This is a genomic window from Sphingobacterium phlebotomi, assembly GCF_008180195.1.
In the GTDB taxonomy this organism is placed as follows: domain Bacteria; phylum Bacteroidota; class Bacteroidia; order Sphingobacteriales; family Sphingobacteriaceae; genus Sphingobacterium; species Sphingobacterium phlebotomi.
This window is the reverse complement of the sequence record NZ_VTAV01000024.1, coordinates 22,418-44,422: the sequence shown is the minus strand read 5'-3', so window position 1 is coordinate 44,422 and position 22,005 is coordinate 22,418. Positions and strand designations below refer to the sequence as shown.

The following is a 22,005-nucleotide window of genomic DNA, read 5'->3' as shown; positions in this document are numbered from 1 at the left end:
GCGGAGAGCATTCGGATTACGGCTGTGAGGCAAGGTTTGGAGGAAGGACTTCAGAAAGGACTTCAAAAAGGACTTCAAAAAGGTCTCCAGAAAGGTCGATTAGAAGAACGAGCCAAAGCGGAGGCTGAGAAACTGGAATCCGCATTAAATTTTAAAAAGATGGGCGTTCCGGTAGAAGATATAGCGAAAGGTCTGGGACTCAGCGTTGAACAGGTCGAAAAACTGAAATAGTTTTTTATCCATAAATAATATATAGCACAGGCACTTTCTGATAAAGGAAGTGCCTGCTTTAATTTTCCGCCCAAACCCCCACTTTTCTTCCGTTCAGCCTTTTTCCGCGGGGCCGAAACTGCTGTTTTTCTACTGTTCAACATTTTTTTAGGAATTCTCTATCCTTATACAGCATATTTGCTGCGTGATCACACAGCAATCTATCCAGGATCGATAGGTGCTTTTTATAAACTAAAACATACATTGAACATGGAACAATTTATTCATGAAATCCAACACATAGCAGCGGTAGCCTCGAATGTACTCGATGCAAACGAAGGTCTTGCTTTACTGTCAGACAGTAAAGAAAAATGTAATCTGTATTATCTTTAAATCAAGTTAATTCTACGATAAGGGTGATCCGGACACCCTTTTTAACGAACTAAAACCAACTATGAACAGCACACCAAATACTTTACCGGCAATACCTACGGCAAAAAATGATCACATCCTCTGGAACCAAAGTGTCAAGGCGGCTTCCATGCTATACTGCTGGAAATTAGTAGACCGCTACGAATCCATATTGCGGATCATCAGCATCCATCAACAATATCTTCAACAGGAATATTTCAAACACGACAATACCTTCCTACCACAGCTGGAAGAACAGCTACCCAGGGTGAACGGTACCAAGATATGGGCATGCTTCCATATTGGGCCATATGCATTGATGGCGCATGCACTTATCCGACGCGGACATGGTATTGCGAAACTTGCTCCCAATTCACTACTTCCCACCATTTATGGATATAGTCGGCGCGCTTGTTCTGATAGTTCAGATAATAAGCATGCTCCCACACATCGAGTCCCAAAATAGGAGTTCCTTTAAATGGAGACAAATCCATCAACGGATTTTCCTGATTTGGCGTTCCACCAATTTTTAATTGATTACCATCTTTGACCAACCATGCCCATCCGGAACCAAACTGTCCCATTGCCGCTTTTGAAAATTCTTCCTTAAATGATTCGAACGAACCGAAACTGCTGTCAATAGCCTGAGCAAGTGCTCCGGTCGGCGCATTGTTTTGCGTCGGCTTACGGAGAATAGACCAAAAAAGCTCGTGGTTAAATGCTCCGCCTGCGTTGTTACGGAGTTTGGTAGAATAGTTGGATATCACCGAAAATAAATCCTTTGCATTGCCTGCCGATATGTTTTCTTCCATAATCGCTTCGTTGGCATTCTTAACATAGGTACCATAATGACGCTCATAATGAATCTGCATAGTCGCTGCATCGATGACAGGTTCAAGACCACTAAAAGAATAGGTAAGCTTTGATAACTCGAACCTAAATTTGTTCTTTCCCCTTAATCCTAGAATACTACCTGCGAATGTCTTACTGGTCAGCAATAGGCCTGTAGCGAGTGTTAAACTTCCTTTTACAAAGTTCCTTCTATTTGTTGTTTTCATGATAAATAGATTTTAGTTATTAATTTGTTTTTGCGTCTTCCTGTCTTAAGTATTCCAGTATAGATTTGGCTTCCTGTTCGTTCAGACCCATGCTTACCATCGCGCTTTCATATGTATCCTTCAGAGCTAAGGCATCAGGATCTTTTTCGAACATTTCTTCGGTATTCAGCATAAGATTCAGAATCCATTCAGGCGTCCGCTTTTTTGTAATGCCTTTCAAAGCTGGACCTAGTTTGTCTTCGCCATACTCATGGCACATGGTACACTTCACGATAAAGAGCTTGTTGCCTTCATCTGCGACAGCTTGGTCAAATTCAGGCTGCGTAAACGAGGTAATTGGTCCGATTCCTTTATTACCTTCTTTGAGATAGTCGTGGAGAACCACGTCTTTGGGTTCCTCTGTTTTTATCTCCTGTGGAGTTTCTGAACCGCTGGTCTTCGGATTGTTATTGCAGGCAATCGCGATTGCGAGAAGACTAGCAGTTAATAATACATTTAATCTCTTCATATCTATTTATTTTAGTTTCCAAATTAAAAGGAGAATGACACATGGGTCATAAAACGATTTTCCGCCTTTATACGTCCATCTGCAAGATTTTGGCTGATCGGCGTCTGAAAATTTCCACCGATTGAGATTGCCCCGACATTGATCTCGACACCTGCAATACCCATAGCGGAATGTCCACCGGACTGCGCAATATCAAAGCGGTTGTAAAGCACATCTTTCGGCTGGGTTTCATATAGCACACCTGCATTGGGTGAAATACGGATCTTATTTTTGATATTAAACTTATAGTAGGCCAGTGCATTTACCGTTAATTTGTTGGCATACCGATAGTCGTGCTTGTTTTCTGTATTGATCTTATACGTAGCATTTACATTGAGACCTGCATCCATCAAGCGGATGTCATAAGCGGCATTGACCATAAAATCGGTACTTACCGTGCCCAATTGAAAGTTGTTCGGAGCGCCCATCTCTGCACTGGACTGCTCGCTAGTATCGTATTCACCCGTAGGAGTTTTTATCCCGGCACCAACCCATAGGGACTGCATGAGCAATTTATAAGATGTCGTCGTCCGTGCATCATCAAATACTTTATAATGCCCCATAATAACGACATCGCCGAGACCATTCTTCTTCCCGGTTTCCAGGCCACTGTTTCCGATACTTCTCTCGTTGAAACTGTACGGAACGATCGCCATCGCCCGCCAGCGCTCTCCAAAGTTCCACGCGCCCCACAATTCCATGGTTCGATAGATTTCATTGGTTGAGTTCGGTGTACGGATACCATTAGAGCCCAAATGGGTCTGTAATCTATTCTGCTGATAACGTAACCCAATAAAACGTTTGTTAAAATCCGGCAGGATGCCTAAGTAGTAGCTTCCTACACCGCACCCGCAAACATCACAAGCTGCTGTCTTCGGTATATTCGCTATAAATGCGGCAACGCACAAAATCGATAGTATAATTGTTTTTCTCATATTCAAATAGTTAATTGACTATAAAATCAGAGCCGAACGGTTCTGAAAGTAATTTTTTTGACAGAAAGGCCGGGTCTTCCAATGTTTTCAGAAAGGCCATCAAATCCGTTTTCTCTTCCTCAGTCATGGTAATACCCAATATGCCGGTCGTTTGTCTGAATAATGGGTCTAATGTTGGTGAATCAACCATGTCATGACGGTAATGATCGAGCATACGGCTGACGGTAAGGTAACGCCCATCATGTGTATAGGGCGCCGTAAAGGAGAGATTCCGCAATGAAGGCACCTTAAATTTGTATTCGTCATTCTCGTTTCCGGTTACAATAGCGCGTCCTTTGTCATCACTTCGGTTGGGTCGTATCCCATTGTTTCGGTAGCTCAGATCCGTGAACAAGGGCTCTTTGTGACAACTTCCACAATTATTCTTAAAAAATAAATAGCCGCGTGTCTCCGATTCAGAAAAAGTAGCTCCGTCTTCCTGACGCATCACCTTATCGTATTTGGAATCACTGCTGGTAGCCATAAGCATAAACTGTGACAACGCCTTAAAAAACAACACATCGGTAATCTCCTCCGTGCCGAAAGCTTTCTTGAAAAGTACCGGATATTCCGGGCGTGCTCTTAGTTTCAGCAAAACGTTGGTCACGGTCTCATCCATTTCTACTTCACTGTGTATCGCATTTACCGCAGAAAAATCAAGATCATATACCCCTCCATCCCAAAAGAACTCGCTGTGCCAAGCTAGGTTCATGATGGGCATGGGGTTACGTGTTCCAAGTCGGTCATCGATCCCATGGCTGACGTCATGGCCGTGGTGCGTAAATCCAGCACCCTGTATATGGCAGCTCCCGCAAGCGATGGTGTTGTTTCTCGAAAGTCGCGGCTCATAGAATAACTTTTTTCCCAATTCAAAACCCTCTTTGGTCACCGGATTTCTGGAAAGATCATAGGCGGGTTTAGGAAAGTTCGAAGGCTGCACAAAGCCAACAAATATTTCCTCATCCTCTATAATGTCATTCCCTTTCTTACAGGCCCATATCAGACCAAGAATCAAAGTAAGTACCCATATCTTTTTCATCCCTTCTTTGTTTAATTAATTCGAGGAGAGTTCTTCCTCACTTCGCACATAGTTCTCACTATGGTCGTGCGTAAATAGGGAAGCAAAATTACCAGCGATATGACCACTGTCCTCTTTGTTGAACATCACGTTGGGTTTATCCGCGATACTCAACTTATACGGGCCGTTAAAGATCTGCATCACATCGACCATTAAATGTACATTGCTTCTCAAACCTTCCCGGACATGTGCCAAATGGTCTCCACTTGTCTTCGTTAAGTCTACGGTGATGATCTTAATATTATTCATCGCTTCGGGGTCATCAAAAGGGTAACCGAAACCTCCGATATGATATTTGAATTGCTTGTTTCCTGTCGGATCACCACTTTGATCGTCGGATACCACATCACTGTTTCCCTCCAGTTTGAAGAAGATGTAGCCTTGGCTCCACGTCCAGAACATGCCTGCATGTCCTTCTCCCGGATTGAAAGAGAGTACGCCGGTCCTGCGTTCCATGGGCATCATGTTTCTTTCCTGATCGACCCCGATCATAAACTCAACTTTCGTATAGTCACCTTCTGGTACTTTGACCTTCGTAAAACGAGTGGTCCTGTCTGCTCCATTTACCATAAAGTAACTGTTGTCCTGCGGAACCGTATAGCTGCTTCCGTCTGCTTTGTAAAGTTTGATGTTGCTGATATAGTACATCAGGATGCGAATGCTGAACTGTTCGCCTTTGGCATTTCGGTACAGATAATTGGGATCGATGTAGAACCGGTCTTCTCCGACAATGTGGTCAAATTCAATGGAAAAATCGCCCATTTTATTTTCGTCGATAATATCGTCATCCTTTTTACAGGCAGATAGTAGAAAGCAGCACGCTATAAAAGCGGTTAGCATATTCTTCCAGTTTATTTTTATCTTGATCTCTCTCATATAAGTTAATTAAAGGGATTTGAAAACTCTCTGTTGTTCAAAAATTTATCATCGGTCAACGCATTTAAAAATGCTTTTATGTCTTCAGCTTCCCGGTCTGTCATAGGTATGCCGACCTGTTCACCGTTCTGGTATAATACAGCGACGGTAACAGGGGTGTCTTTGATACCAAAACGATAATGGTTCAGGACTTCATCTATTGTTTTGAAACGTCCGTCATGCATATAGGGCGCGCTCACCATCACGTTGCGCAGCGTGGGTGTTTTGAAAGCCCCTAAATCCAATGGATTGTAGGTAATACGGTATCTGCCCCAATAAATACCCTCATGCGATCCATCACCGAAATCATCATCTATACCGTTGTTATGAAAACTATTATCTGTAAACAGCTCGCCAGCGTGGCAACTGCCACACTTTTGACGAACGAGACTTAGTCCACGAAGCTGATCGGCAGATAGTGCATCGGGCTGTTCCCCCCGACGATATAAGTCGTATGGGGTATCTGCGGAAACCAGTATCCGTTGAAATTGCGATAGTGCCATAGCAGTCCGGTGTTCGCTGGGTAATTCTCCGAACGCTTTTAGAAATAACTCCACGTATGTGGCATCCGCTAGTAAACGCTCTACAAGAACAGGTAAATACATGCCCATCTCATCCACATGTGTCAGCGGACCAAATGCCTGCGACTCCAGATTGGTTGAACCGCCGTCCCAAAAAAAACCTTTGTCGGTCCATGCCAGATTGATCAATGTGGGCGAGTGCCGCTCCAAAGGCTTACCCGATACTCCGGCAGTTGTGATCGCCAGCCCATCGGAAAAGGCCTTGCCCTGATGATGACAGCTCCCACAAGAAACTTGCTTATTGGCTGATAGGATAGGGTCAAAGAAAAGTCTTCGACCCAATTCAACTCCCGCTTTGGTGAGTGGGTTTGAGGGCAGACCCGTTTTCGGATCAACAGCAGATTCGACCGCTTTGGGAAAAAATGTAGGTTGGCGCAAAGTAAAAGGAGTCTTCTCCTCATCGGCAATCACCGGATCATCGTCCTTTGAACAGGAGAATAATCCCAGCAGAAATACCAACACGATGAAGACTCCTTTGCTATATTTATCTTTTCTCGTTACTGACATTAATCAGCTTCAACAGAAACAGAACCCGCTTCTTTGAATGTTAAAGATTTACTTAAGAAAGCGTCACGAAAAGCGATCATCAGATCTTTTTTGTTCTGACCAATGCTGTTGTTGACCCAAGGTAGATCTGTAGCGGAAATCAGCTCTTTTACATCTACGTTAAATAGAACTTTACCTGAATTTTGGGCATCGATTTTCAGCGGTGTTGTCAGCTCCACTGTTTTTTCGGCCCCATCAAACAGTTCATTTGAACCGGTCTCCCAAGATAGCGCTTTCGAATTCGGTGTCCCTTCTGCCCAATAAATGGTGCCGGCCAGGGTTAGGAATTTATAACTGGTAAACCACATCCAGCCATCGCTGACACCCATACCGTTCAGTGATCCGAGTTCACCTGCTGTCAAAGCGATATTATCATTGTATTTTTGATCTACACCGATAGAGAATTTAATGGCTTTATATTCACCCGAAGGAATGTCTTTGATCGTTACTTCCTCGCGCTTAGTTGCCGGATATTTCTCTCCACCGACCAAATGCTGTACAGCAATCTCATTGGTTTCTTCGACCAAGTAATAGGAATCAGGTATGGCGTGCTCCTTGTTATCTTTGTCAACCAGTTTGACATTGCTCACCCAATAGCGTAGACGGCTAAATTCGAACTCCAGGTCATACGTTCCGTTCGAATTGACGAGTTGATGAGGATATTTTTTGTTCAGTTCAAAATCTGCGTCGGCATATCGTGCGTCAAATGACAATGCCAATGTTCCCGCCTGCTCAGCGTAAACGATTTTTTCAACTTCTTTAATTTCGGTTTTTTCACAGGATGTGAAAACCAATGTGGCAGCAGCCACAAAGAATAAATTCTGCTTTTTCATTTCTCTAATTATTGTACGAATTGATTTGTTACTTATTTAACCTCTACAGGAAATACCAGCTCCTCCTGCGATACCTTTTCTCCGTTTTTGAACAGACTCACTTTCATTGTCCAAGAGCCCTTCATGGTAAAATTGACTGTACCTTTATATCTCCCATTCCCCTTGCCTGTGGCGGCTTCGTTGTTAGGCGAGCCATGTCCCATGTCGGGCATGATAGGTTCTACCTCAATTGTATAATTATCCAGAGCAGGAAAAACGTTGTGCTCCATTTTGTGCAACGTAAAGTCAACGGGTTGGCTTCCGGCTTTTACTTCATTAGGTAGCAATAGACTAACGAATACACGTCCGTCATCTTTGGTCCCAACGGGGATAGTCCGTGCATATTTAGCCTCTGAAACGGGGAGTAGAAACGATAAACTATCTTTTTTGTCAAGCACGGCATTCAACATCCAACCCTTGCCCATGTCATCCATATTGGCCATGATGAAGACCACTTCGGCTTTATACACTCCATTGCCCAGATCGACCAACGGGTAATAAAGCCCTCCATGGGACATCATGCCCATGTCCATGATGACATCATAGTCAACGTCGGCATCTGCAACAGGATTTCCTTCGAGATTTGTGACCTGCATATAGATCGTTTCGTTTTTGCTGGTCAGACTGTCCTGCGCAAATACACTGACCTTCATGTCACTTAATGTGGTATCTGCAATTTTGGTTAAAGCGTTCATATCAACAGGGGTACCTGTCGTGTCGATCGTTTTATTTTCCTGTTGGTTCTGTGTATTGTTTCCGCACCCGGTCAAACTGTACACCAATGCCATAGCCGTTACGCTAAAAAGCATAGATGTCTTTCTAAAGTAAAATGGTTTCATTTTCGATTTTATTCAATGCCAAAATCGCTGTATTGCCTACCGACAAGATAAAAGCATCTTCGGCCAGACACAGCACTAGTAATGTTCTAGGAATAAATTAGGCGTTGAATCGAGGAGGGCGAAAGTTATTTTTATAATGTATAAAGCTGTAGTAAGCGTTATAATACGTTATATATTTATTCTCTAAAGGAATAGATATTCCTTCGGGCATGGCCAGCCAGTCCTGGATCACGCAAAGGAACGTTTCGTATTTTACATGCTGGGGTAGATTCTTTTCTGATGATTTCTCTTCCAGCGCTTTGAGTTTTTTCATGAGTACACATTGCCCATTGCAATGCATTTCGGGTCTGGCTCTGTTTTCACAAAGCACTTTCGCAATATAGGATCGGTTGCTTTCAAACCACACAAATATCCCCATACTTCCCAAACATTGGTAAGCCAGTGATAAAAGTAGTATGAATGAAAGGGTCCTTTTCAACGCTATTTAAATTATTATAGTTGTGCCAATAATTTTCGTATATCTTCTATTGCTTTTTTTGCTTCTTCTTCACGGGTGCCATCGTAGACACCCCGAACATGGCCATTGGTATCTACCAAAGTAAAAGCACCGCTATGGTCAAAGCCTCCTGGAATATCAGGGGTTTCCTCAGCATACGAAAAGTAACCGTCTTTTCCAGCTATGTGGTAAACAGCCTCCTGAGGGCCGTTTAAAAACCGCCAGTTTGACGGTGCTCCAAGTTTTTGTGCGTAATCACTTAGCACAGCCGGGGTATCATGTTTCTCATCAATAGTATGTGACAAAATGACAAAACGCTTTTCATCCGCGAACTCCTTTGCAATAATCAGCATGTTTTTGGCGAGCAACGGGCATATTGTAGGGCAACGGGTGAAGAAAAAATCTGCTAGATATATCTTGTCCGCTAAGTCATCATTAGAAACCCAAATACTATCCTGGTCAACAAAACGGAATGCAGGTATGCTATGGTAGATGGTATCGGTCGCGGTCTTACCATCTTTTTCGACCGAAACAATTTCGTTCTCCCCTAATATAGGAAGATCCTTGTCGTTTCCCTGCCCCACACAAGAATAGAGGATAAGGGTACCAAAAAGCAACGACCATGATGTGAAAAATTGAAAAGACTGCATATATTTTTACTTTATATTCGATCGCTTTAAAATCGCATACAAAGTTACCACTCTATATATTTTCAAATATTTACATAAGCGTGTCATTGATTTAGGTTTTCGTGCAAAATGCATCTTACATTACATATCTTGTATGATCATCAAAAGAATTCAGGAGAAGAAATCCTATATTTGGATGAAATTCCATCGTATTTATTCGAGCTTTATGATGACGAGAATCTTTCTACTGTTATGGATAGCGTTCAGTTTAACCTGTTGCCAGGAGAGCAGGTTGCCCTATTTAGGCACTCCTATAGTGCATGGAGATACGACCATTTATCCGGTAATCGATTCGTTTGCGATGCTTAATCAAGATAGTGTGGAAATTTCCAAGAATAGTTTAAAAGGTAAGATTCACGTCGCTTCGTTTATTTTTCTGTCATGTCCCACCATTTGTCCACAGATGAACGTTCAGATGAAAGAAGTGCAGGATAAAACCCAGAACATGGACGATGTGGTTCTGCTTTCCTACAGCATAGATCCAAAACGTGACAGCATTCCCGCCTTAAAAGCTTACGCAAATAGAATTGGAGGTACACGTGACAAATGGCATTTTCTCTATGGAAATCAAGAAGAAGTTATGCGTTTGGCGGAAAAATCCTACTATGCTATTGCACACCCCGACAGTTTGGCTCCCGGCGGTTTTACGCACAGTGGCGGACTTCTTTTAGCAGACAAAGAATTTCATGTCAGGGGTGTATACGATGGAACCCGAGAAGACGAAACAAAAAGACTTTTGAAAGACATCGCCATACTAAGAAAGGAAAATTAAATTTTATTAGATTCGCACAGTTTTGAGAAAATTCATGTACATATCGTTGCTTTTGGCTGTTATCATTCAGTCTACGGGTAGTATATGGATTTATCTGGGCTTTAAGATCAACCACGATTACATCACAAGCCAACTATGTATCAATCGATTTGAGACCATTCCGGTATGTAAAGGGTCCTGTTATCTGGAAGAGAAAATTAAAGAGGAAAAAAATAACAGTGATACACAGATTAAGATTAAGTTGCTCGAGGTTGTTATGGTCTTGCCTGTCTTCGATCTGAACCACAAAAAGTCCACCCAACAGCCTGTTCAGGCTATTTTTGTTACGCCAATTTCTTCTGAACCGCTCTCTGAGGGATTCTGTTTTGGTATTTTCAAACCGCCGGTATTACTTAGCTAATTAATCTATCGATTATTATTAAGTTAAGGTACTACTATTATGGTTGTCAGAACAGAAGAAATCAACGTTTTGACACTGGAGGATTTGGAAAGCTCCAATATAGGGTTTATCATTTCGCCACTTCACAACTTTAACCAACAGTATAGTATCCTGTCCTTACCCCATCAAAGAATGTTCTATACGATCATTTATTTTGAAGACGAAGACGGGAGATTTGCCATCGATCAGTCGATCGTAGAGGTTCAAAAAAGAGAGGCGTTGAGCATTGACCCTTCCAGTGTCTGCACATTTGAAATACATAAGGAAGCGAAAGGTTGGATTTTGCTTTTTACGGACGCGTTTTTTACAAAGCGATACAATGATAACGTTTTGCATGATTTCTCTTTTTTAAAGGGAAGTTCGGTTTACAAACATCTAGAGAATACAATAGATGTACCAAGATGGCGTGTAATGATGGATGCCATGTATGATGAGTTTAAACGCTTGGGAGCAGATTCGAAAACAATCTTACGCTCTTACCTGAACATCGTACTCGGCATGTTGGACCGTTGCACCGATATTAAGGTAGATACACCTTATAATAGAGAACGTGAGAATAAAGTCCGTTTACTCGAACAATTGCTTGAACAGTATTACAAAAGCGAACGGTTCCCTTCATTTTATGCCGAAAAGTTGAACATCTCAACGAATTACCTGAACCGTATCTGTAGGGAAAGAAGAAATAAGAGCGCAGGTGAGTTGATCCGGGACAGGATATTAATGGAAGCAGAGCGACTGCTTTATCACACGTATAAGAACGTATCCGAGATTTCATTTGAATTAGGGTTTGACAGTTCTTCGTACTTCATCACCTTCTTCAAAAAGAAGTATGGTCTCAGTCCAGAGGAATTCCGAAAAAGGCAACGTTAACCCTATTTGCATTGTTTAAAATAATTTAAGCAGTTCTATGGTTTTCTGTTGCACTAGTAAGTCCAAGTTCGATCAAGAGCTTGATTCCCCCCCAAACCCCCACTTTTCTTCCGTTCAGCCTTTTCCCGCGGGGACGAAACTGCTGTTTTTCTACTGTTCAACATTTTTTTTGGAATTCTCCGTTCACATACAGCATATTTGCTAGGTGATCACACAGCAATCTATCCAGGATCGATAGGTGCTTTTTATAAACCAAAATACATACATTGAACATGGAACAATTTATTATTGAAATCCAAAACATAGCAACGGTAGCCTCGAATGTAGTCGATGCAAACGAAGGCCTTGCATTACTGTCTGCCAGTAAGGAAAAATGTAATCTGTATTACCTTTAAAGAAAGTTAATTCCAAATCAAGGGTGATCCGGACACCCTTTTCACGAACTGAAACCAACTATGAACAGCACATCAAATACTTTACCGGCAACACCTGCGGCAAAAGATGACCATATCTTCTGGAACCAGAGTGTCAAACTAGCTTCGATGCTATACCATTGGAAATTAGTGGACAGCTATGAATCCATATTGACGCTCATCAACATCCATCAACAATATCTTCAACAGGCAACGTTTAAGCCCGATCGTATCTTTCTGCCACCACTGGAGGAACAGCTACCCAAGGTGGACGGTCCCCGGATATGGGCATGCTTCCATATTGGGCCTTATGCGTTGATGGCGCGTGCACTTATCCGGCGCGGACATGGTATTGCCATCTTGCTGAAAGACGAGGTGTTCGAAGAGCAATATCCGATGTATATGCAGCAGTTCAAAAAGAGCTTCGGGCGTGAGCCCAAACCTACCGAACTGCAGTTTGTACGCTCCAGCAGCTCAAGATCCCTTATACAGCTAAAGCAACTATTGAAAAAAGGATACCATGTTATCTGTTATGTCGATGGGGAGGAGGGAGGAGAGAAAGGATGGACACAGATCCATGTACATAACTTCGGTATGGTCAGAAAACGACAAAAGCCATTCTAATTCGTGAACGGCTTTTCCTTTAATTTTTTAATAAATTATTTTATCCAACAAGGCTAGAATTCTTATTTTTCTTGTCAAGGAGTTCTTGGGGAAAACCGTGTTTCTCTAAGAAAACTTTCGACTTATTTGCTTTTTTAACAAAATATGGGTCGTTTCCATAATCACTCACTGTATTTTGGATACTGTCCCTGTTTTTTTTATTTTCAAGATTTTTCATATCAAACCTCCTGTTATATACAAAGATAACTATTATTTGCGTGAGACCAAAAAAGCCTCATAATTTACTTTTGTTTCGAAAAGTTGCCACTTTCCGTTCGTATACCCGTACACGTGCAGTATTTCCTGTATTTCATCAATATTTCCGGATATCCCCATTTGGTATAGCCTAGTTCTTGCAGGTGTGCTACCTTGGGCATATACCATCACATCTGGAAAATGTTCGGTAAATACCAATACTATACGTGCAATCGTCGTTAGAATTTTCTCCCTATCCCCATTATTCGATTTTGATAAATCGCTGATAATACCAGTTTCGGTATCAAGATCTCCGAAACCAAGGTTAAAGTAAGTTATTCCGTTTGCATTCTGAGGACTGAAACGGACAATTTTTTTGATTTTACCTTTTGGTCCCACACTTTCGGATTCGAAGTCAAGATGACTATGGTTTGTCTTAAATTGGTAATGTTCTAAATTCATAATCAGTTAGTTGTTGAACAAATATAGTAATCTTATGACAGCAAAAATAATTAAAGTCAAAATAAATTGTATTTTTATATCTGTCAAAAAACGTAGATAACCAATCATTATAAAACGTAGATAATAACATGCTGGAAGCAATTTTTGGGCTTATCGGCGTATTCGTCGGTTCTGCCATTTCATGGTTTCAAACTTCTTAGAACAACAAATTATTTAAAATTGACTCGAATTCCTCTCTAGGCTTGAGCGTACCATTTTGTTGTGCATTTTTTAACGAAAGACATACAATTTCCTTCATGGCGTTAACCATATCTCGTTCTTCATTTAATTGAGCCATGCCTTTAAGCGATTTGGAGTACAGTCTCAACGCACAGATGGATTTGGCGAATAGAAAGTTGGCAGTATACGAATCAATTTCCGCCCCATTTATCAGCCTAAAGCAACTAAGAACAGGTTCCCATGCATTTTGAACTGCTCCAGCTCCAATAAGTATAGCTATTTTATTTTGTTGAATTGCCATCATGATGAAAGTGATTAGCTATTGATAACTATAGCGGTTTCAAAAAGTCCCCGTCTTTTGTTATTTTCTGACTTTCTATGGCATAATTAATAGATTCTAATATTGATCTTCGCATATCCTCCGTTACTCTCGAATAACCGAAGATTTTCGCGATTAAAGGAACAGCACTTTCGGGTTGTATTGCTATCGAGTTCTCTACCACTTTAGCAATAGCAAGATTCATTTCTTCGGGAGCAAGGTAAATTAGTTTTCGTGAATTAGGGTTCAGAAAGCTTCTATCGCGAATAGTGGCTGTATCATTTTTTCGGGATACCATAAGAAGTCATCTTTTCTAATGACTAATCCATTATCGACAGCATATGAGGTTGCATTCGTAATTGCCGCACGAATGCAAGTTAGGATAAAATAAAAAAATCGGGTTGATCTGTAAGTTTTTGGAGATTTCGACTACCTATAATACAAAAAAAGAAAATATGAAAGGATATATAAAACTTCTTTTTGTTGGCTTTTTAAGCGTCTCACAGTATTGCATGGCTCAAATCGTTGATGATAATAATATCAAATTGTTAAAAGAGTATTTAACAATTCAACAGAAAAGAATTGGTTTTAATGGTGTAGTATTAATTGCTAAAAATGATACAATTCTTTTTAATGAAGCTTTTGGCAAATCCTCTTACGAAAACAACACTTCCCTCACTATTGATTCTAAATTCAAAATAGCCTCAATAACGAAGTCTTTCACTGTGATGCTAACTGCTTTGGCGGTAAAAGAAGGAAAGCTGAATTTTGAAGATTCGCTTGCAATGTTCTATCCTGAATTAAAAGATTCATCATGGCGGAAGATAACCATTGAACAAATGCTTTCGCATAGTTCAGGAATCCCTCATAACGAAGGAATAGCTGACTATTGGTCTTCGACGTCATTCTTACCTTTGAATAATCAACAGGCTCTTGATGAGATTTTTAAAATGAAATTAATGTTTGTTCCTGGCACAGACGTCAAATATTCAAGTCCAGGTTATTTTTTGCTGGCGTCTATATTGGAAAATACATACAAGAAGAGCTATACGAATTTACTCGAGGAAAAGATTACAACTCCTTTAGGCATGGGCGAAACAGGAATCTTCAACACTAAAGCAATTATAACTAACATGTCTTATTCATACCATCTTTTGGGAGACAGTTTGATCGTAGCCCCCTACCGGGATTTCTCTTTAATGAAAGGTTCAGGAGATATGTATTCAAATGCACATGACCTGTTTAAGTGGTTAAAAAGTTTCGGAGGTAATATGTGGGCAAAGGAAATTAGAGAGCAAATTTTTACCTCTTATACAAAAGGTCTAAATAATAATGATCATGGCTACGGATACGGCTGGTTTATTCGTCCCGCTAATGATCACCATAAATTAGCATATTACGTTAGAGGTGGAACCTTTGGTTGTTCCGCAATTTCTGCTTGGTATCCTACTGAAGAAATGGCAATCATTATTCTAAGTAATATATCAACATTACCCGTAAATGAACTTTGGAGTGACTTGGAAAAAATCATATTCAATCAATCATTTAAATTGCCCGAAATAAAAAGGGATTTAAAAATAAGTTTCGATCAATTAGAGAACCTAAAAGGAAGTTATATTTCCAGTAATGGTGATGCTAAACTACTCATCATATCGGAAAATGAAAATTTGTACGCAAAACTTGGAAATAATCCGATATTCCAAATTTATAGCGATTCATTTTTAGGGTTTTACGGAAAAAAAGTAAACGTAAAATTTACGTTCCAGCAAAATACCGAAGGTCAAATAATCGGTCTTGTGGCAGAAGGTAGAGGTCAAGTTCTTATCTTTAATAAAGAATAATATGGATGAATCACAATTTTTACTTCTTATTAAAGAGCATCAGGGAATAATTTACAAGATATGTCAACTGTATCGTGATGTAAAAGAGGATCGTGAAGATCTTTTTCAGGAGATTACTTTTCAACTTTGGAAATCACGTCAAACCTTTAAGAGCGACTCAAAAATAAGCACATGGGTATATCGCATTGCCTTGAATACTGCTATAGCTGCTTTTCGTAAAAAAAGACATGCAGTGGAATATCTTCCTCATTTGCCGGATTTTCCAGAAGAAACACCCAACGACGATATGGTTTTAAGGCAAGAGCGCCTATTTGCGGCGTTAAAACAACTTAACGACAGCGATAAGGCCATAGTAACTCTCTATCTTGAAGATTTGAGCTACCAACAAATTGCAGACATAATTGGTATTAGCGAAACCTATGTAGGCGTTAAGTTAAATAGGATAAAGGCAAAAATTCAAAAAATAATATTTTAATAAAATGGAGTTCAACGAATTAAAATCAACTTGGGACGCTGTAAAAACTCCCACTATTTCAGCTATCGAATTTCAAAATATGCTCTCGGAGAATAAGCATCCCGTCTTGAAAGCTTTAAGAAAACAATTTGCTATTGAAATAGCAGGATGGTTCATTTTTTTAGCCTTCTATTATTCTATGCTTGATGGTGCCGAAAAGCCATTGTGGATCAATCTGTTGCTTGTTTTTTCAATTCTATTGCCTTTTGTCCATAACTTAATGGGCTATCGTTTGTCAAAGAACCTTGTATATGGTAGCAATATCTATGAATCGTTAAAAAATTTCCTATCCAAAGTTAAAGCTTACGCTATAGTTTCTATAATTTCAAGACAAATCTATTTAATGGGACTTCTGATATTTTTAACATATGGAACCAACATAGATTCTAATAAATATCTCTCCTTAATTATTATTATCTCATTTTTTCTGCTTCAGCTTGTTGTTTTGTTCAATATTTGGAAAAAACGACTGAAAAGTCTTGAAAATACAATAGCGACGTTTTGTTGATATCCAAAAGAAAGTTATATTAAGAAGCGCCTGTTTTAATTTACTTCTTTCCTCCCAAACCCGCACTTTTCTTCCGTTCAGCCTTTTTCCGCGGGGCCGAAACTGCTGTTTTTCTACTGTTCAACATTTTTTTTGGAATTCTATATCCTTATACAGCATATTTGCTGCGTGATCACACAGCAATCTATCCAGGATCGATAGGTGCTCTTTATAAACCCAAATAATTAATTGAACATGGAACAATTTATTCATGAAATCCAGCACGTAGCTCAAATAGCCACAAACATACTAGATGCGAGAAAAGGTCTGGATCTACTGATCGGCAGCGATCGAAAATGTAATTTTTACTACGTTTAAATCAAGCTAATTCTAGATCAAGGGTGATCCGGACACCCTTTTTACTAACTGAAATCAAATATGAACAGCACTCCAAATATTTTACCGGCAACACCTGCGGCAAAAGATGACCATATCTTCTGGAACCAGAGTGTCAAACTAGCTTCCATGCTGTACCACTGGAAATTGGTAGACAGCTACGAATCCATACTACGGTTGGTACACATTCACCAACGCTATCTTCAACAGGAACATTTCAAACTCGACAATACCTTCCTACCACAATTGGAAGAACAGCTGCCCAAGGTGGAGGGCCCCCGGATATGGGCATGCTTCCATATCGGCCCTTATGCGATCATGGCGCGAGCACTTATCAGGCGAGGATACGGTATCGCCATCTTGCTTAAAGACGACGTGTTCGAAGAGCAATATCCCATGTATATGCAGCAGTTCAAAAGAAGTTTCGGACGGGAGCCGAATGCGAGCGAACTGCAGTTTGTAAGATCCAGCGGCTCAAGATCCCTTATACAGCTAAAGCAACTGTTGAAAAAAGGATACCACGTTATCTGTTATGTCGATGGGGAAGAAGGAGGGAATGGAGAGAGAGGATGGACACAGATCCATGTACATAACAAGCCTTTGGATGTACGCATGGGAATGGCCATACTAAGTCAATTGAGCGGTGTGCCCATCTGTCCGGTTGTTCTTACAACGGAAGGCGAAAAACTGACGGTACGGAGCAGGGGAGACCTATTCGTAAACAACCGGGAGCAATATTCCGCCGCTATGCAATACTGTTACCAAATGTTAGAAGAACTCTCTGCGGAGGAAATCCTGCAGTGGGAATGTATTCCCAGACTAATCGATAAAATTGTACCCGATATGCAACACACTGCTGAAAAGCCCGTATGGTTGCCCGTCTACGCAAAAGAGAAAAATATGCTATTGGATATTGTCTCCGGGAAATATGCAGAAGTTTCCACTAGTCAGTTTAACAAAATGGAAACGCTGAGACGAGAATTCCTTAAGCAGATATAATAACCGTAAATTAAGAATGAGAGTAGAGAGCTTTTGAGCCACTGTGAAGATGGGGATGAAGACAGCACCCCGCTACAAACCTATTCTTTGGACGATTATGATTTCAATGCAATACGAGGACATATCGAGAAATACTTGACCGATGAACTGTCTTATCTGCATGAAAATTTTAAGGTACGGAGTGAAGAGTGGGAAGATTAAATAAACAAAACGATGATGTTCAACTTTTTCAAAAGAAACAACAACAAAGCTACCTCTAGAAAGAAAGACCTAGACAGGGAAGCCATCCAAAAGCGGGGACTGGAACTAGCAGAGGTCACCAAGAAGCGGGATGCGGCCGGCTTTCCACAGCAAGCGAAGTCGCAGGAAGATTTAACGGCCGTGATGTATGTATTTACCGATCAATGGGATTACGCGATAATGAAGATCGGTATTGACGTTCCACTTCTGGACGACGGCAGCCTGCGGCCCAGTTTAAGAAAGAAAGGATTTCTGCCGTTGAATGATAGTATTTATATACATATAAATCAGGTGAGATCTGTCGATCTAGAAGCACTACAGATAGAGATTGTTCCAGAACTGGACCGGAACATGCTGAGAAATCTTAGGGGAGATGATGTTATTGAGAAGCTGCAGCACTGTCGGGAGGAGGATTCCAATATTTTCGATATTGATAGAGCTTGCGTGGATGAGATAAGGGCAATTATTGAGCGATAAGGTTACTGAAGTAATGTTATCAATAAAACATTTTTTTCGTTTATTTCGAATATTTCGTTTATTTTTGTAGTGAAAAAGAAACACGATCGACATGGAAACCTTAGATAGAATTAACAGACCTTCAAAAGCAGAACAGAAAGTTGCCATGGAATCATACGATTCATTGGCATCTGTTATTGAACAGCTAAGTGCAGAAAAGACTGAAATTGAAATAGAAGAGACTAAAGACAAAATAGTGGTGCCTTTACGGGCGCTTAAGCTATTTGGCGGTATTCTGAAAGCTATGTCCGAGGGAAAGCCGATCTCGATTGTGCCGCTCGCTACGGAGGTGACTACGCAAAAGGCTGCCGAAATGCTTGGCTGTTCCCGCCCTCACTTGGTTAAGCTACTTGAAGAAGGGAAGATCCAATATACAAAAGTAGGAAAGCACCGCAGAATAGTTTTCGAAGACGTGGTAGAATACAAAAAGCAGATGAAAGCTGAGCAGAAAAGCCATCTGATCGATATGATGAATCTTGACGAAGATCTTGGGCTCTATGATTCATAGTGTAAGATTTACGGCTGTCCTGGATACGAATGTCATCTATCCGGTCATTATACGTGATCTCTTGCTTTGGTTCGCACACTATGACCTCTATACTCCAAAATGGAGCGCAAATATCTTTGACGAATGGAAAACAGTTATGATGCGGAGAGGTATTTCGGAGGAAGAAGCAGAAAAGAGGGTTCAAGCTCCAAATTTGTTATCCGAACCAGGCTTTTTTATTTCTGCAATTTTACTAACCTTTAGATTATGAATAATGGTAAAGGGTGGAATTCATTTTGATGTTTAAAAATATTATCGTAATATTGCGATATTAAATTAGGAACGATGGGGCTTACTAAAACAGAAATATTTACGGACGAACAGAACAGATTGGCTTCTTTGTTCAAGGTTTTAGGACATCCTGCACGGGTCGCCATTCTCCAATATATCATCAATCAGAAAGCTTGTATCTGCAATGATTTGGTGGATGAATTGGGCTTGGCACAGGCAACCATTTCACAGCACTTAAAAGAGCTAAAGAACATAGGTATCATACAGGGAACAATCGAGGGCAAATCTGTATGTTATTGTATTGATGAAAAACTGTGGAAGCAAATTCAAGCGGAATTTAATGTGTTCTTCAATCAAGAGGTCAAAATAACAGGTTGCTGTTCATAATATTTTTTTGACCCTTATTATCGTAATATTGCAATATATAAATTTTCAAATCTTACTTTTATGAAACTATCACAAATCAAAGAAATCCTGCCAACATTGGGCAATGTTGAATTTCAATTGGAGAACGGAACATTTGTTCCCGAACATTTCCACGTTACGGAAATAGGACAAATCACCAAACATTTTATTGACTGCGGTGGTGTAGTCCGTACAGAGAAAGCGGTAAACTTCCAATTGTGGGATGCCAACGACTACAACCACAGGTTAAAGCCGACCAAGCTATTGAACATTATCAAGCTATCCGAAGAAAAATTGGGCATTGAAGATGCCGAAATCGAAGTGGAATACCAAAGTCAAACGATTGGCAAATTTGACTTGGACTTTGACGGTCAGCATTTCATCCTAAAGAACAAACAGACGGCTTGCTTGGCAAGTGATGCCTGCGGTATTCCTGCGGAGAAACAAAAAGTAAAATTATCGGAGCTGAACAGCACTTGCTGTACACCTCATTCGGGATGTTGCTAAACACTAAAGAGCAATCGCAATGTATAAGAATTTAGTCGAAACCATAAAGGGGATTATTGATGTCCAAAACGTAAGTGAGGAACGCAAAAGGATACTGCAACCGCTGATAGATTATGTACAGCAGAAAGCAAATAGCGGTGCGGATATAGACCTCAATTTTATCTGTACCCATAATTCACGTAGAAGCCATTTAGCACAGGTATGGGCGCAGGTTGCAAGTGCGTATTTCAATATCCCGAACGTACATTGTTATTCGGGCGGTACAGAGGAAACTTCACTATTCCCGAAAGTGGCAGAAACATTGACCAATCAAGGTTTTACTATTTTCAAGATTGCGGAAACCGATAATCCTATATATGCCATAAAATACGGGGATAATGCGTTGCCTATTATTGGGTTTTCCAAACAATATGATAGCCCTTTCAACCCTGCATCGGCATTTGTCGCCATTATGACCTGTTCGCAGGCAGACGGCGGATGCCCTTTTATCGCCGGAGCGGAAAAGAGAATACCCATCACATTTGAAGACCCCAAGATTTCAGACGGATCACCCGAACAGGCACAGGTATATGCCGAAAGAAGTTTACAGATAGCAACAGAGATGTTCTATGTTTTTTCAATGATTAAAAGTTAGCTGATGCAACCTAAACTCAAATTCCTTGACCGTTACCTTACCCTTTGGATATTCCTTGCGATGGCGACAGGCGTAGGCTTGGGATATTTCTTTCCGAACATTTCCAATGCTACCGATGCCCTATCCGTAGGCACGACCAATATTCCTTTGGCGATAGGACTTATATTGATGATGTACCCACCATTGGCTAAGGTGGATTATTCATTGTTGCCCAAAGCTCTTAAAGACACCAAAGTAATCGGCATATCATTAGTACTGAATTGGGTTATCGGCACAATATTGATGTTCGGTTTAGCCGTTCTGTTCCTGCGGAACGAACCCGATTATATGACAGGTCTGATAATGATTGGTTTGGCAAGATGTATCGCAATGGTCATCGTATGGAGTGACTTGGCAAAGGGGAACAGGGAATATACGGCATTATTGGTCGCACTGAACAGTATCTTTCAGATAATAAGTTACAGCTTCTTTGTTTGGCTGTTCATCAATGTATTGCCGAACAAATTAGGCTTAGCCGATTTCAACGTAAGCGTATCCATGAAAGATGTAACCGAAAGTGTTTTGATATACTTGGGTATTCCTTTCTTAGCAGGTTTTATAAGCCGTTATGCACTTGTAAAATCAAAAGGTATAGCATGGTATAATCGAAAATTTGTACCCAAAGTATCACCTATTACATTGTACGCATTATTGTTTACCATTGTCCTGATGTTCAGTCTGAAAGGTGATAAGATATTGGAACTGCCAATGGATGTGGTAAAAATAGCTGTACCGTTAGTTATCTATTTTGTGCTGATGTTTTTCGTGAGTTTTTTTATCAACAAGTCATTGAATGTTCCTTACGACAAGAACGCATCCATCGCCTTTACAGCCACAGGGAATAATTTTGAGTTGGCAATAGCCGTATCGATTGCTGTATTTGGTATTCATTCACCACAGGCATTTGTGGGCGTTATCGGCCCACTTGTGGAAGTGCCAATATTGATACTTCTGGTAAGAGCAAGTTTGTGGTTGAAAAAGAAATGCTACAATCCTAAGTCTTCTATATAGACGGCTTAGATATGCAGGTAAGATCTGTTGGATGCTAATCATACTCTGAAACTTCCGCCCAAACCCCCAC

32 protein-coding genes and 1 pseudogene are annotated in these 22,005 nt (G+C 40.6%); 19 read left to right on the top strand and 14 right to left on the bottom strand.

What is annotated here, in order from left to right:
• Both FXV77_RS22230 and FXV77_RS22590 read left to right on the top strand, forming a co-directional pair.
• Positions 1 to 231 (top strand): annotated as a pseudogene (locus tag FXV77_RS22230) (hypothetical protein); the annotation flags it as partial.
• 249 nt (positions 232 to 480) lie between these two features.
• Positions 481 to 603 (top strand): hypothetical protein, encoded by a 123-nt coding sequence (locus FXV77_RS22590; RefSeq protein WP_262713636.1) that lies wholly within the window; start codon positions 481 to 483, stop codon positions 601 to 603.
• Positions 604 to 953: 350 nt separating this feature from the next.
• On the opposite strand, the gene FXV77_RS20920 is transcribed toward FXV77_RS22590, so the two are convergent.
• The 10 genes from FXV77_RS20920 to FXV77_RS20875 all read right to left on the bottom strand — a co-directional run bounded on the left by FXV77_RS20920 (position 954) and on the right by FXV77_RS20875 (position 9,177).
• On the bottom strand, positions 954 to 1,679 hold the full coding sequence (locus tag FXV77_RS20920; RefSeq protein WP_148921197.1) for a superoxide dismutase: 726 nt from the start codon (positions 1,677 to 1,679) through the stop codon (positions 954 to 956).
• Between the two features lie 19 nt (positions 1,680 to 1,698).
• Entirely contained in the window at positions 1,699 to 2,187 is a 489-nt protein-coding gene (locus tag FXV77_RS20915; protein WP_148921196.1) for a c-type cytochrome, read from the bottom strand.
• 23 nt (positions 2,188 to 2,210) lie between these two features.
• Positions 2,211 to 3,161 carry a transporter family protein gene (locus tag FXV77_RS20910; protein WP_148921195.1) on the bottom strand — a complete coding sequence of 317 codons (951 nt, stop codon included), beginning with the start codon at positions 3,159 to 3,161 and terminating at the stop codon, positions 2,211 to 2,213.
• Between the two features lie 10 nt (positions 3,162 to 3,171).
• The gene (locus FXV77_RS20905) at positions 3,172 to 4,239 is read right to left on the bottom strand and encodes a cytochrome-c peroxidase (RefSeq protein ID WP_148921194.1); all 1,068 of its coding nucleotides are present in this window, start codon (positions 4,237 to 4,239) and stop codon (positions 3,172 to 3,174) included.
• Between the two features lie 15 nt (positions 4,240 to 4,254).
• Complete coding sequence (locus tag FXV77_RS20900; protein WP_246162546.1) at positions 4,255 to 5,154, bottom strand: MbnP family protein; 900 nt, start codon at positions 5,152 to 5,154, stop codon at positions 4,255 to 4,257.
• Positions 5,155 to 5,159: 5 nt separating this feature from the next.
• Positions 5,160 to 6,281 carry a cytochrome-c peroxidase gene (locus tag FXV77_RS20895; RefSeq protein ID WP_148921193.1) on the bottom strand — a complete coding sequence of 374 codons (1,122 nt, stop codon included), beginning with the start codon at positions 6,279 to 6,281 and terminating at the stop codon, positions 5,160 to 5,162.
• Positions 6,281 to 7,153, bottom strand: a complete 873-nt coding sequence (locus tag FXV77_RS20890) for an MbnP family protein (RefSeq protein ID WP_148921192.1) — start codon at positions 7,151 to 7,153, stop codon at positions 6,281 to 6,283. The genes FXV77_RS20895 and FXV77_RS20890 overlap by 1 nt, the downstream gene beginning before the upstream one ends.
• 32 nt (positions 7,154 to 7,185) lie before the next feature.
• The gene (locus tag FXV77_RS20885; protein WP_148921191.1) at positions 7,186 to 8,031 is read right to left on the bottom strand and encodes a FixH family protein; all 846 of its coding nucleotides are present in this window, start codon (positions 8,029 to 8,031) and stop codon (positions 7,186 to 7,188) included.
• A gap of 97 nt (positions 8,032 to 8,128) precedes the next feature.
• Positions 8,129 to 8,344 (bottom strand): hypothetical protein, encoded by a 216-nt coding sequence (locus FXV77_RS20880; protein ID WP_148921190.1) that lies wholly within the window; start codon positions 8,342 to 8,344, stop codon positions 8,129 to 8,131.
• A gap of 179 nt (positions 8,345 to 8,523) precedes the next feature.
• The gene (locus tag FXV77_RS20875; protein ID WP_148921189.1) at positions 8,524 to 9,177 is read right to left on the bottom strand and encodes an SCO family protein; all 654 of its coding nucleotides are present in this window, start codon (positions 9,175 to 9,177) and stop codon (positions 8,524 to 8,526) included.
• A gap of 133 nt (positions 9,178 to 9,310) precedes the next feature.
• Here FXV77_RS20875 and FXV77_RS20870 point away from each other — a divergent pair, with 133 nt between their 5' ends.
• The 5 genes from FXV77_RS20870 to FXV77_RS20855 all read left to right on the top strand — a co-directional run bounded on the left by FXV77_RS20870 (position 9,311) and on the right by FXV77_RS20855 (position 12,334).
• Positions 9,311 to 9,988 carry an SCO family protein gene (locus tag FXV77_RS20870; protein WP_148921188.1) on the top strand — a complete coding sequence of 226 codons (678 nt, stop codon included), beginning with the start codon at positions 9,311 to 9,313 and terminating at the stop codon, positions 9,986 to 9,988.
• Positions 9,989 to 10,022: 34 nt separating this feature from the next.
• Positions 10,023 to 10,388: a hypothetical protein gene (locus tag FXV77_RS20865; protein ID WP_148921187.1), complete on the top strand. Its 366-nt coding sequence runs from the start codon at positions 10,023 to 10,025 to the stop codon at positions 10,386 to 10,388.
• 39 nt (positions 10,389 to 10,427) lie between these two features.
• The gene (locus FXV77_RS20860; RefSeq protein WP_148921186.1) at positions 10,428 to 11,297 is read left to right on the top strand and encodes a helix-turn-helix domain-containing protein; all 870 of its coding nucleotides are present in this window, start codon (positions 10,428 to 10,430) and stop codon (positions 11,295 to 11,297) included.
• Between the two features lie 272 nt (positions 11,298 to 11,569).
• Complete coding sequence (locus FXV77_RS22585; RefSeq protein ID WP_262713635.1) at positions 11,570 to 11,692, top strand: hypothetical protein; 123 nt, start codon at positions 11,570 to 11,572, stop codon at positions 11,690 to 11,692.
• Positions 11,693 to 11,752: 60 nt separating this feature from the next.
• A complete protein-coding gene (locus tag FXV77_RS20855) occupies positions 11,753 to 12,334 on the top strand; it encodes a lysophospholipid acyltransferase family protein (protein ID WP_148921185.1) in 582 nt (193 codons plus the stop codon).
• Positions 12,335 to 12,374: 40 nt separating this feature from the next.
• Here FXV77_RS20855 and FXV77_RS22225 read toward each other — a convergent pair whose 3' ends face one another.
• The 4 genes from FXV77_RS22225 to FXV77_RS20840 all read right to left on the bottom strand — a co-directional run bounded on the left by FXV77_RS22225 (position 12,375) and on the right by FXV77_RS20840 (position 13,866).
• Positions 12,375 to 12,551 carry a hypothetical protein gene (locus FXV77_RS22225; protein WP_187444205.1) on the bottom strand — a complete coding sequence of 59 codons (177 nt, stop codon included), beginning with the start codon at positions 12,549 to 12,551 and terminating at the stop codon, positions 12,375 to 12,377.
• Positions 12,552 to 12,583: 32 nt separating this feature from the next.
• Positions 12,584 to 13,030, bottom strand: a complete 447-nt coding sequence (locus FXV77_RS20850) for a DUF6934 family protein (RefSeq protein WP_148921184.1) — start codon at positions 13,028 to 13,030, stop codon at positions 12,584 to 12,586.
• Between the two features lie 196 nt (positions 13,031 to 13,226).
• Positions 13,227 to 13,553 (bottom strand): hypothetical protein, encoded by a 327-nt coding sequence (locus FXV77_RS20845; protein WP_148921183.1) that lies wholly within the window; start codon positions 13,551 to 13,553, stop codon positions 13,227 to 13,229.
• A 25-nt stretch (positions 13,554 to 13,578) separates the two neighbouring features.
• Positions 13,579 to 13,866: a hypothetical protein gene (locus FXV77_RS20840; protein ID WP_148921182.1), complete on the bottom strand. Its 288-nt coding sequence runs from the start codon at positions 13,864 to 13,866 to the stop codon at positions 13,579 to 13,581.
• Positions 13,867 to 14,023: 157 nt separating this feature from the next.
• On the opposite strand from FXV77_RS20840, the gene FXV77_RS20835 reads away from it, so the two are divergent.
• The 12 genes from FXV77_RS20835 (at position 14,024) to arsB (ending at position 21,935) form a co-directional block, all read left to right on the top strand.
• Complete coding sequence (locus FXV77_RS20835) at positions 14,024 to 15,409, top strand: serine hydrolase domain-containing protein (protein WP_148921181.1); 1,386 nt, start codon at positions 14,024 to 14,026, stop codon at positions 15,407 to 15,409.
• A gap of 1 nt (position 15,410) precedes the next feature.
• Positions 15,411 to 15,884 (top strand): RNA polymerase sigma factor, encoded by a 474-nt coding sequence (locus tag FXV77_RS20830; protein ID WP_148921180.1) that lies wholly within the window; start codon positions 15,411 to 15,413, stop codon positions 15,882 to 15,884.
• A gap of 4 nt (positions 15,885 to 15,888) precedes the next feature.
• Positions 15,889 to 16,431, top strand: a complete 543-nt coding sequence (locus tag FXV77_RS20825) for a hypothetical protein (RefSeq protein WP_148921179.1) — start codon at positions 15,889 to 15,891, stop codon at positions 16,429 to 16,431.
• 417 nt (positions 16,432 to 16,848) lie between these two features.
• Positions 16,849 to 17,805 (top strand): lysophospholipid acyltransferase family protein, encoded by a 957-nt coding sequence (locus tag FXV77_RS20820; protein ID WP_148921178.1) that lies wholly within the window; start codon positions 16,849 to 16,851, stop codon positions 17,803 to 17,805.
• 33 nt (positions 17,806 to 17,838) lie between these two features.
• Positions 17,839 to 18,006 carry a hypothetical protein gene (locus FXV77_RS22220; protein WP_187444204.1) on the top strand — a complete coding sequence of 56 codons (168 nt, stop codon included), beginning with the start codon at positions 17,839 to 17,841 and terminating at the stop codon, positions 18,004 to 18,006.
• A 12-nt stretch (positions 18,007 to 18,018) separates the two neighbouring features.
• Positions 18,019 to 18,522 (top strand): hypothetical protein, encoded by a 504-nt coding sequence (locus tag FXV77_RS20815; protein ID WP_148921177.1) that lies wholly within the window; start codon positions 18,019 to 18,021, stop codon positions 18,520 to 18,522.
• 91 nt (positions 18,523 to 18,613) lie between these two features.
• Positions 18,614 to 19,069, top strand: coding sequence for a helix-turn-helix domain-containing protein (locus FXV77_RS20810; protein WP_148921176.1), 456 nt, complete (start codon positions 18,614 to 18,616; stop codon positions 19,067 to 19,069).
• Complete coding sequence (locus FXV77_RS20805; RefSeq protein WP_222867841.1) at positions 19,059 to 19,319, top strand: hypothetical protein; 261 nt, start codon at positions 19,059 to 19,061, stop codon at positions 19,317 to 19,319. The genes FXV77_RS20810 and FXV77_RS20805 overlap by 11 nt, the downstream gene beginning before the upstream one ends.
• 74 nt (positions 19,320 to 19,393) lie before the next feature.
• A complete protein-coding gene (locus FXV77_RS20800; protein ID WP_148921175.1) occupies positions 19,394 to 19,726 on the top strand; it encodes an ArsR/SmtB family transcription factor in 333 nt (110 codons plus the stop codon).
• A 60-nt stretch (positions 19,727 to 19,786) separates the two neighbouring features.
• Complete coding sequence (locus FXV77_RS20795) at positions 19,787 to 20,251, top strand: DUF6428 family protein (protein ID WP_148921174.1); 465 nt, start codon at positions 19,787 to 19,789, stop codon at positions 20,249 to 20,251.
• 19 nt (positions 20,252 to 20,270) lie between these two features.
• The gene (locus FXV77_RS20790; protein ID WP_148921173.1) at positions 20,271 to 20,885 is read left to right on the top strand and encodes an arsenate-mycothiol transferase ArsC; all 615 of its coding nucleotides are present in this window, start codon (positions 20,271 to 20,273) and stop codon (positions 20,883 to 20,885) included.
• A gap of 3 nt (positions 20,886 to 20,888) precedes the next feature.
• Positions 20,889 to 21,935, top strand: a complete 1,047-nt coding sequence (gene arsB, locus FXV77_RS20785) for an ACR3 family arsenite efflux transporter (protein WP_148921172.1) — start codon at positions 20,889 to 20,891, stop codon at positions 21,933 to 21,935.
• Positions 21,936 to 22,005 lie beyond the last annotated feature (70 nt).

Bases quoted from the DNA above. Each gene is read 5' to 3' on its own strand.
- FXV77_RS22590 (WP_262713636.1), top strand. From the start codon at position 481: ATGGAACAATTTATTCATGAAATCCAACACATAGCAGCGGTAGCCTCG.
- FXV77_RS20920 (WP_148921197.1), bottom strand. From the start codon at position 1,679: ATGAAAACAACAAATAGAAGGAACTTTGTAAAAGGAAGTTTAACACTC.
- FXV77_RS20915 (WP_148921196.1), bottom strand. From the start codon at position 2,187: ATGAAGAGATTAAATGTATTATTAACTGCTAGTCTTCTCGCAATCGCG.
- FXV77_RS20910 (WP_148921195.1), bottom strand. From the start codon at position 3,161: ATGAGAAAAACAATTATACTATCGATTTTGTGCGTTGCCGCATTTATA.
- FXV77_RS20905 (WP_148921194.1), bottom strand. From the start codon at position 4,239: ATGAAAAAGATATGGGTACTTACTTTGATTCTTGGTCTGATATGGGCC.
- FXV77_RS20900 (WP_246162546.1), bottom strand. From the start codon at position 5,154: ATGAGAGAGATCAAGATAAAAATAAACTGGAAGAATATGCTAACCGCT.
- FXV77_RS20895 (WP_148921193.1), bottom strand. From the start codon at position 6,281: ATGTCAGTAACGAGAAAAGATAAATATAGCAAAGGAGTCTTCATCGTG.
- FXV77_RS20890 (WP_148921192.1), bottom strand. From the start codon at position 7,153: ATGAAAAAGCAGAATTTATTCTTTGTGGCTGCTGCCACATTGGTTTTC.
- FXV77_RS20885 (WP_148921191.1), bottom strand. From the start codon at position 8,031: ATGAAACCATTTTACTTTAGAAAGACATCTATGCTTTTTAGCGTAACG.
- FXV77_RS20880 (WP_148921190.1), bottom strand. From the start codon at position 8,344: ATGAAAAAACTCAAAGCGCTGGAAGAGAAATCATCAGAAAAGAATCTA.
- FXV77_RS20875 (WP_148921189.1), bottom strand. From the start codon at position 9,177: ATGCAGTCTTTTCAATTTTTCACATCATGGTCGTTGCTTTTTGGTACC.
- FXV77_RS20870 (WP_148921188.1), top strand. From the start codon at position 9,311: ATGATCATCAAAAGAATTCAGGAGAAGAAATCCTATATTTGGATGAAA.
- FXV77_RS20865 (WP_148921187.1), top strand. From the start codon at position 10,023: ATGTACATATCGTTGCTTTTGGCTGTTATCATTCAGTCTACGGGTAGT.
- FXV77_RS20860 (WP_148921186.1), top strand. From the start codon at position 10,428: ATGGTTGTCAGAACAGAAGAAATCAACGTTTTGACACTGGAGGATTTG.
- FXV77_RS22585 (WP_262713635.1), top strand. From the start codon at position 11,570: ATGGAACAATTTATTATTGAAATCCAAAACATAGCAACGGTAGCCTCG.
- FXV77_RS20855 (WP_148921185.1), top strand. From the start codon at position 11,753: ATGAACAGCACATCAAATACTTTACCGGCAACACCTGCGGCAAAAGAT.
- FXV77_RS22225 (WP_187444205.1), bottom strand. From the start codon at position 12,551: ATGAAAAATCTTGAAAATAAAAAAAACAGGGACAGTATCCAAAATACA.
- FXV77_RS20850 (WP_148921184.1), bottom strand. From the start codon at position 13,030: ATGAATTTAGAACATTACCAATTTAAGACAAACCATAGTCATCTTGAC.
- FXV77_RS20845 (WP_148921183.1), bottom strand. From the start codon at position 13,553: ATGATGGCAATTCAACAAAATAAAATAGCTATACTTATTGGAGCTGGA.
- FXV77_RS20840 (WP_148921182.1), bottom strand. From the start codon at position 13,866: ATGGTATCCCGAAAAAATGATACAGCCACTATTCGCGATAGAAGCTTT.
- FXV77_RS20835 (WP_148921181.1), top strand. From the start codon at position 14,024: ATGAAAGGATATATAAAACTTCTTTTTGTTGGCTTTTTAAGCGTCTCA.
- FXV77_RS20830 (WP_148921180.1), top strand. From the start codon at position 15,411: ATGGATGAATCACAATTTTTACTTCTTATTAAAGAGCATCAGGGAATA.
- FXV77_RS20825 (WP_148921179.1), top strand. From the start codon at position 15,889: ATGGAGTTCAACGAATTAAAATCAACTTGGGACGCTGTAAAAACTCCC.
- FXV77_RS20820 (WP_148921178.1), top strand. From the start codon at position 16,849: ATGAACAGCACTCCAAATATTTTACCGGCAACACCTGCGGCAAAAGAT.
- FXV77_RS20815 (WP_148921177.1), top strand. From the start codon at position 18,019: ATGATGTTCAACTTTTTCAAAAGAAACAACAACAAAGCTACCTCTAGA.
- FXV77_RS20810 (WP_148921176.1), top strand. From the start codon at position 18,614: ATGGAAACCTTAGATAGAATTAACAGACCTTCAAAAGCAGAACAGAAA.
- FXV77_RS20805 (WP_222867841.1), top strand. From the start codon at position 19,059: ATGATTCATAGTGTAAGATTTACGGCTGTCCTGGATACGAATGTCATC.
- FXV77_RS20800 (WP_148921175.1), top strand. From the start codon at position 19,394: ATGGGGCTTACTAAAACAGAAATATTTACGGACGAACAGAACAGATTG.
- FXV77_RS20795 (WP_148921174.1), top strand. From the start codon at position 19,787: ATGAAACTATCACAAATCAAAGAAATCCTGCCAACATTGGGCAATGTT.
- FXV77_RS20790 (WP_148921173.1), top strand. From the start codon at position 20,271: ATGTATAAGAATTTAGTCGAAACCATAAAGGGGATTATTGATGTCCAA.
- arsB (WP_148921172.1), top strand. From the start codon at position 20,889: ATGCAACCTAAACTCAAATTCCTTGACCGTTACCTTACCCTTTGGATA.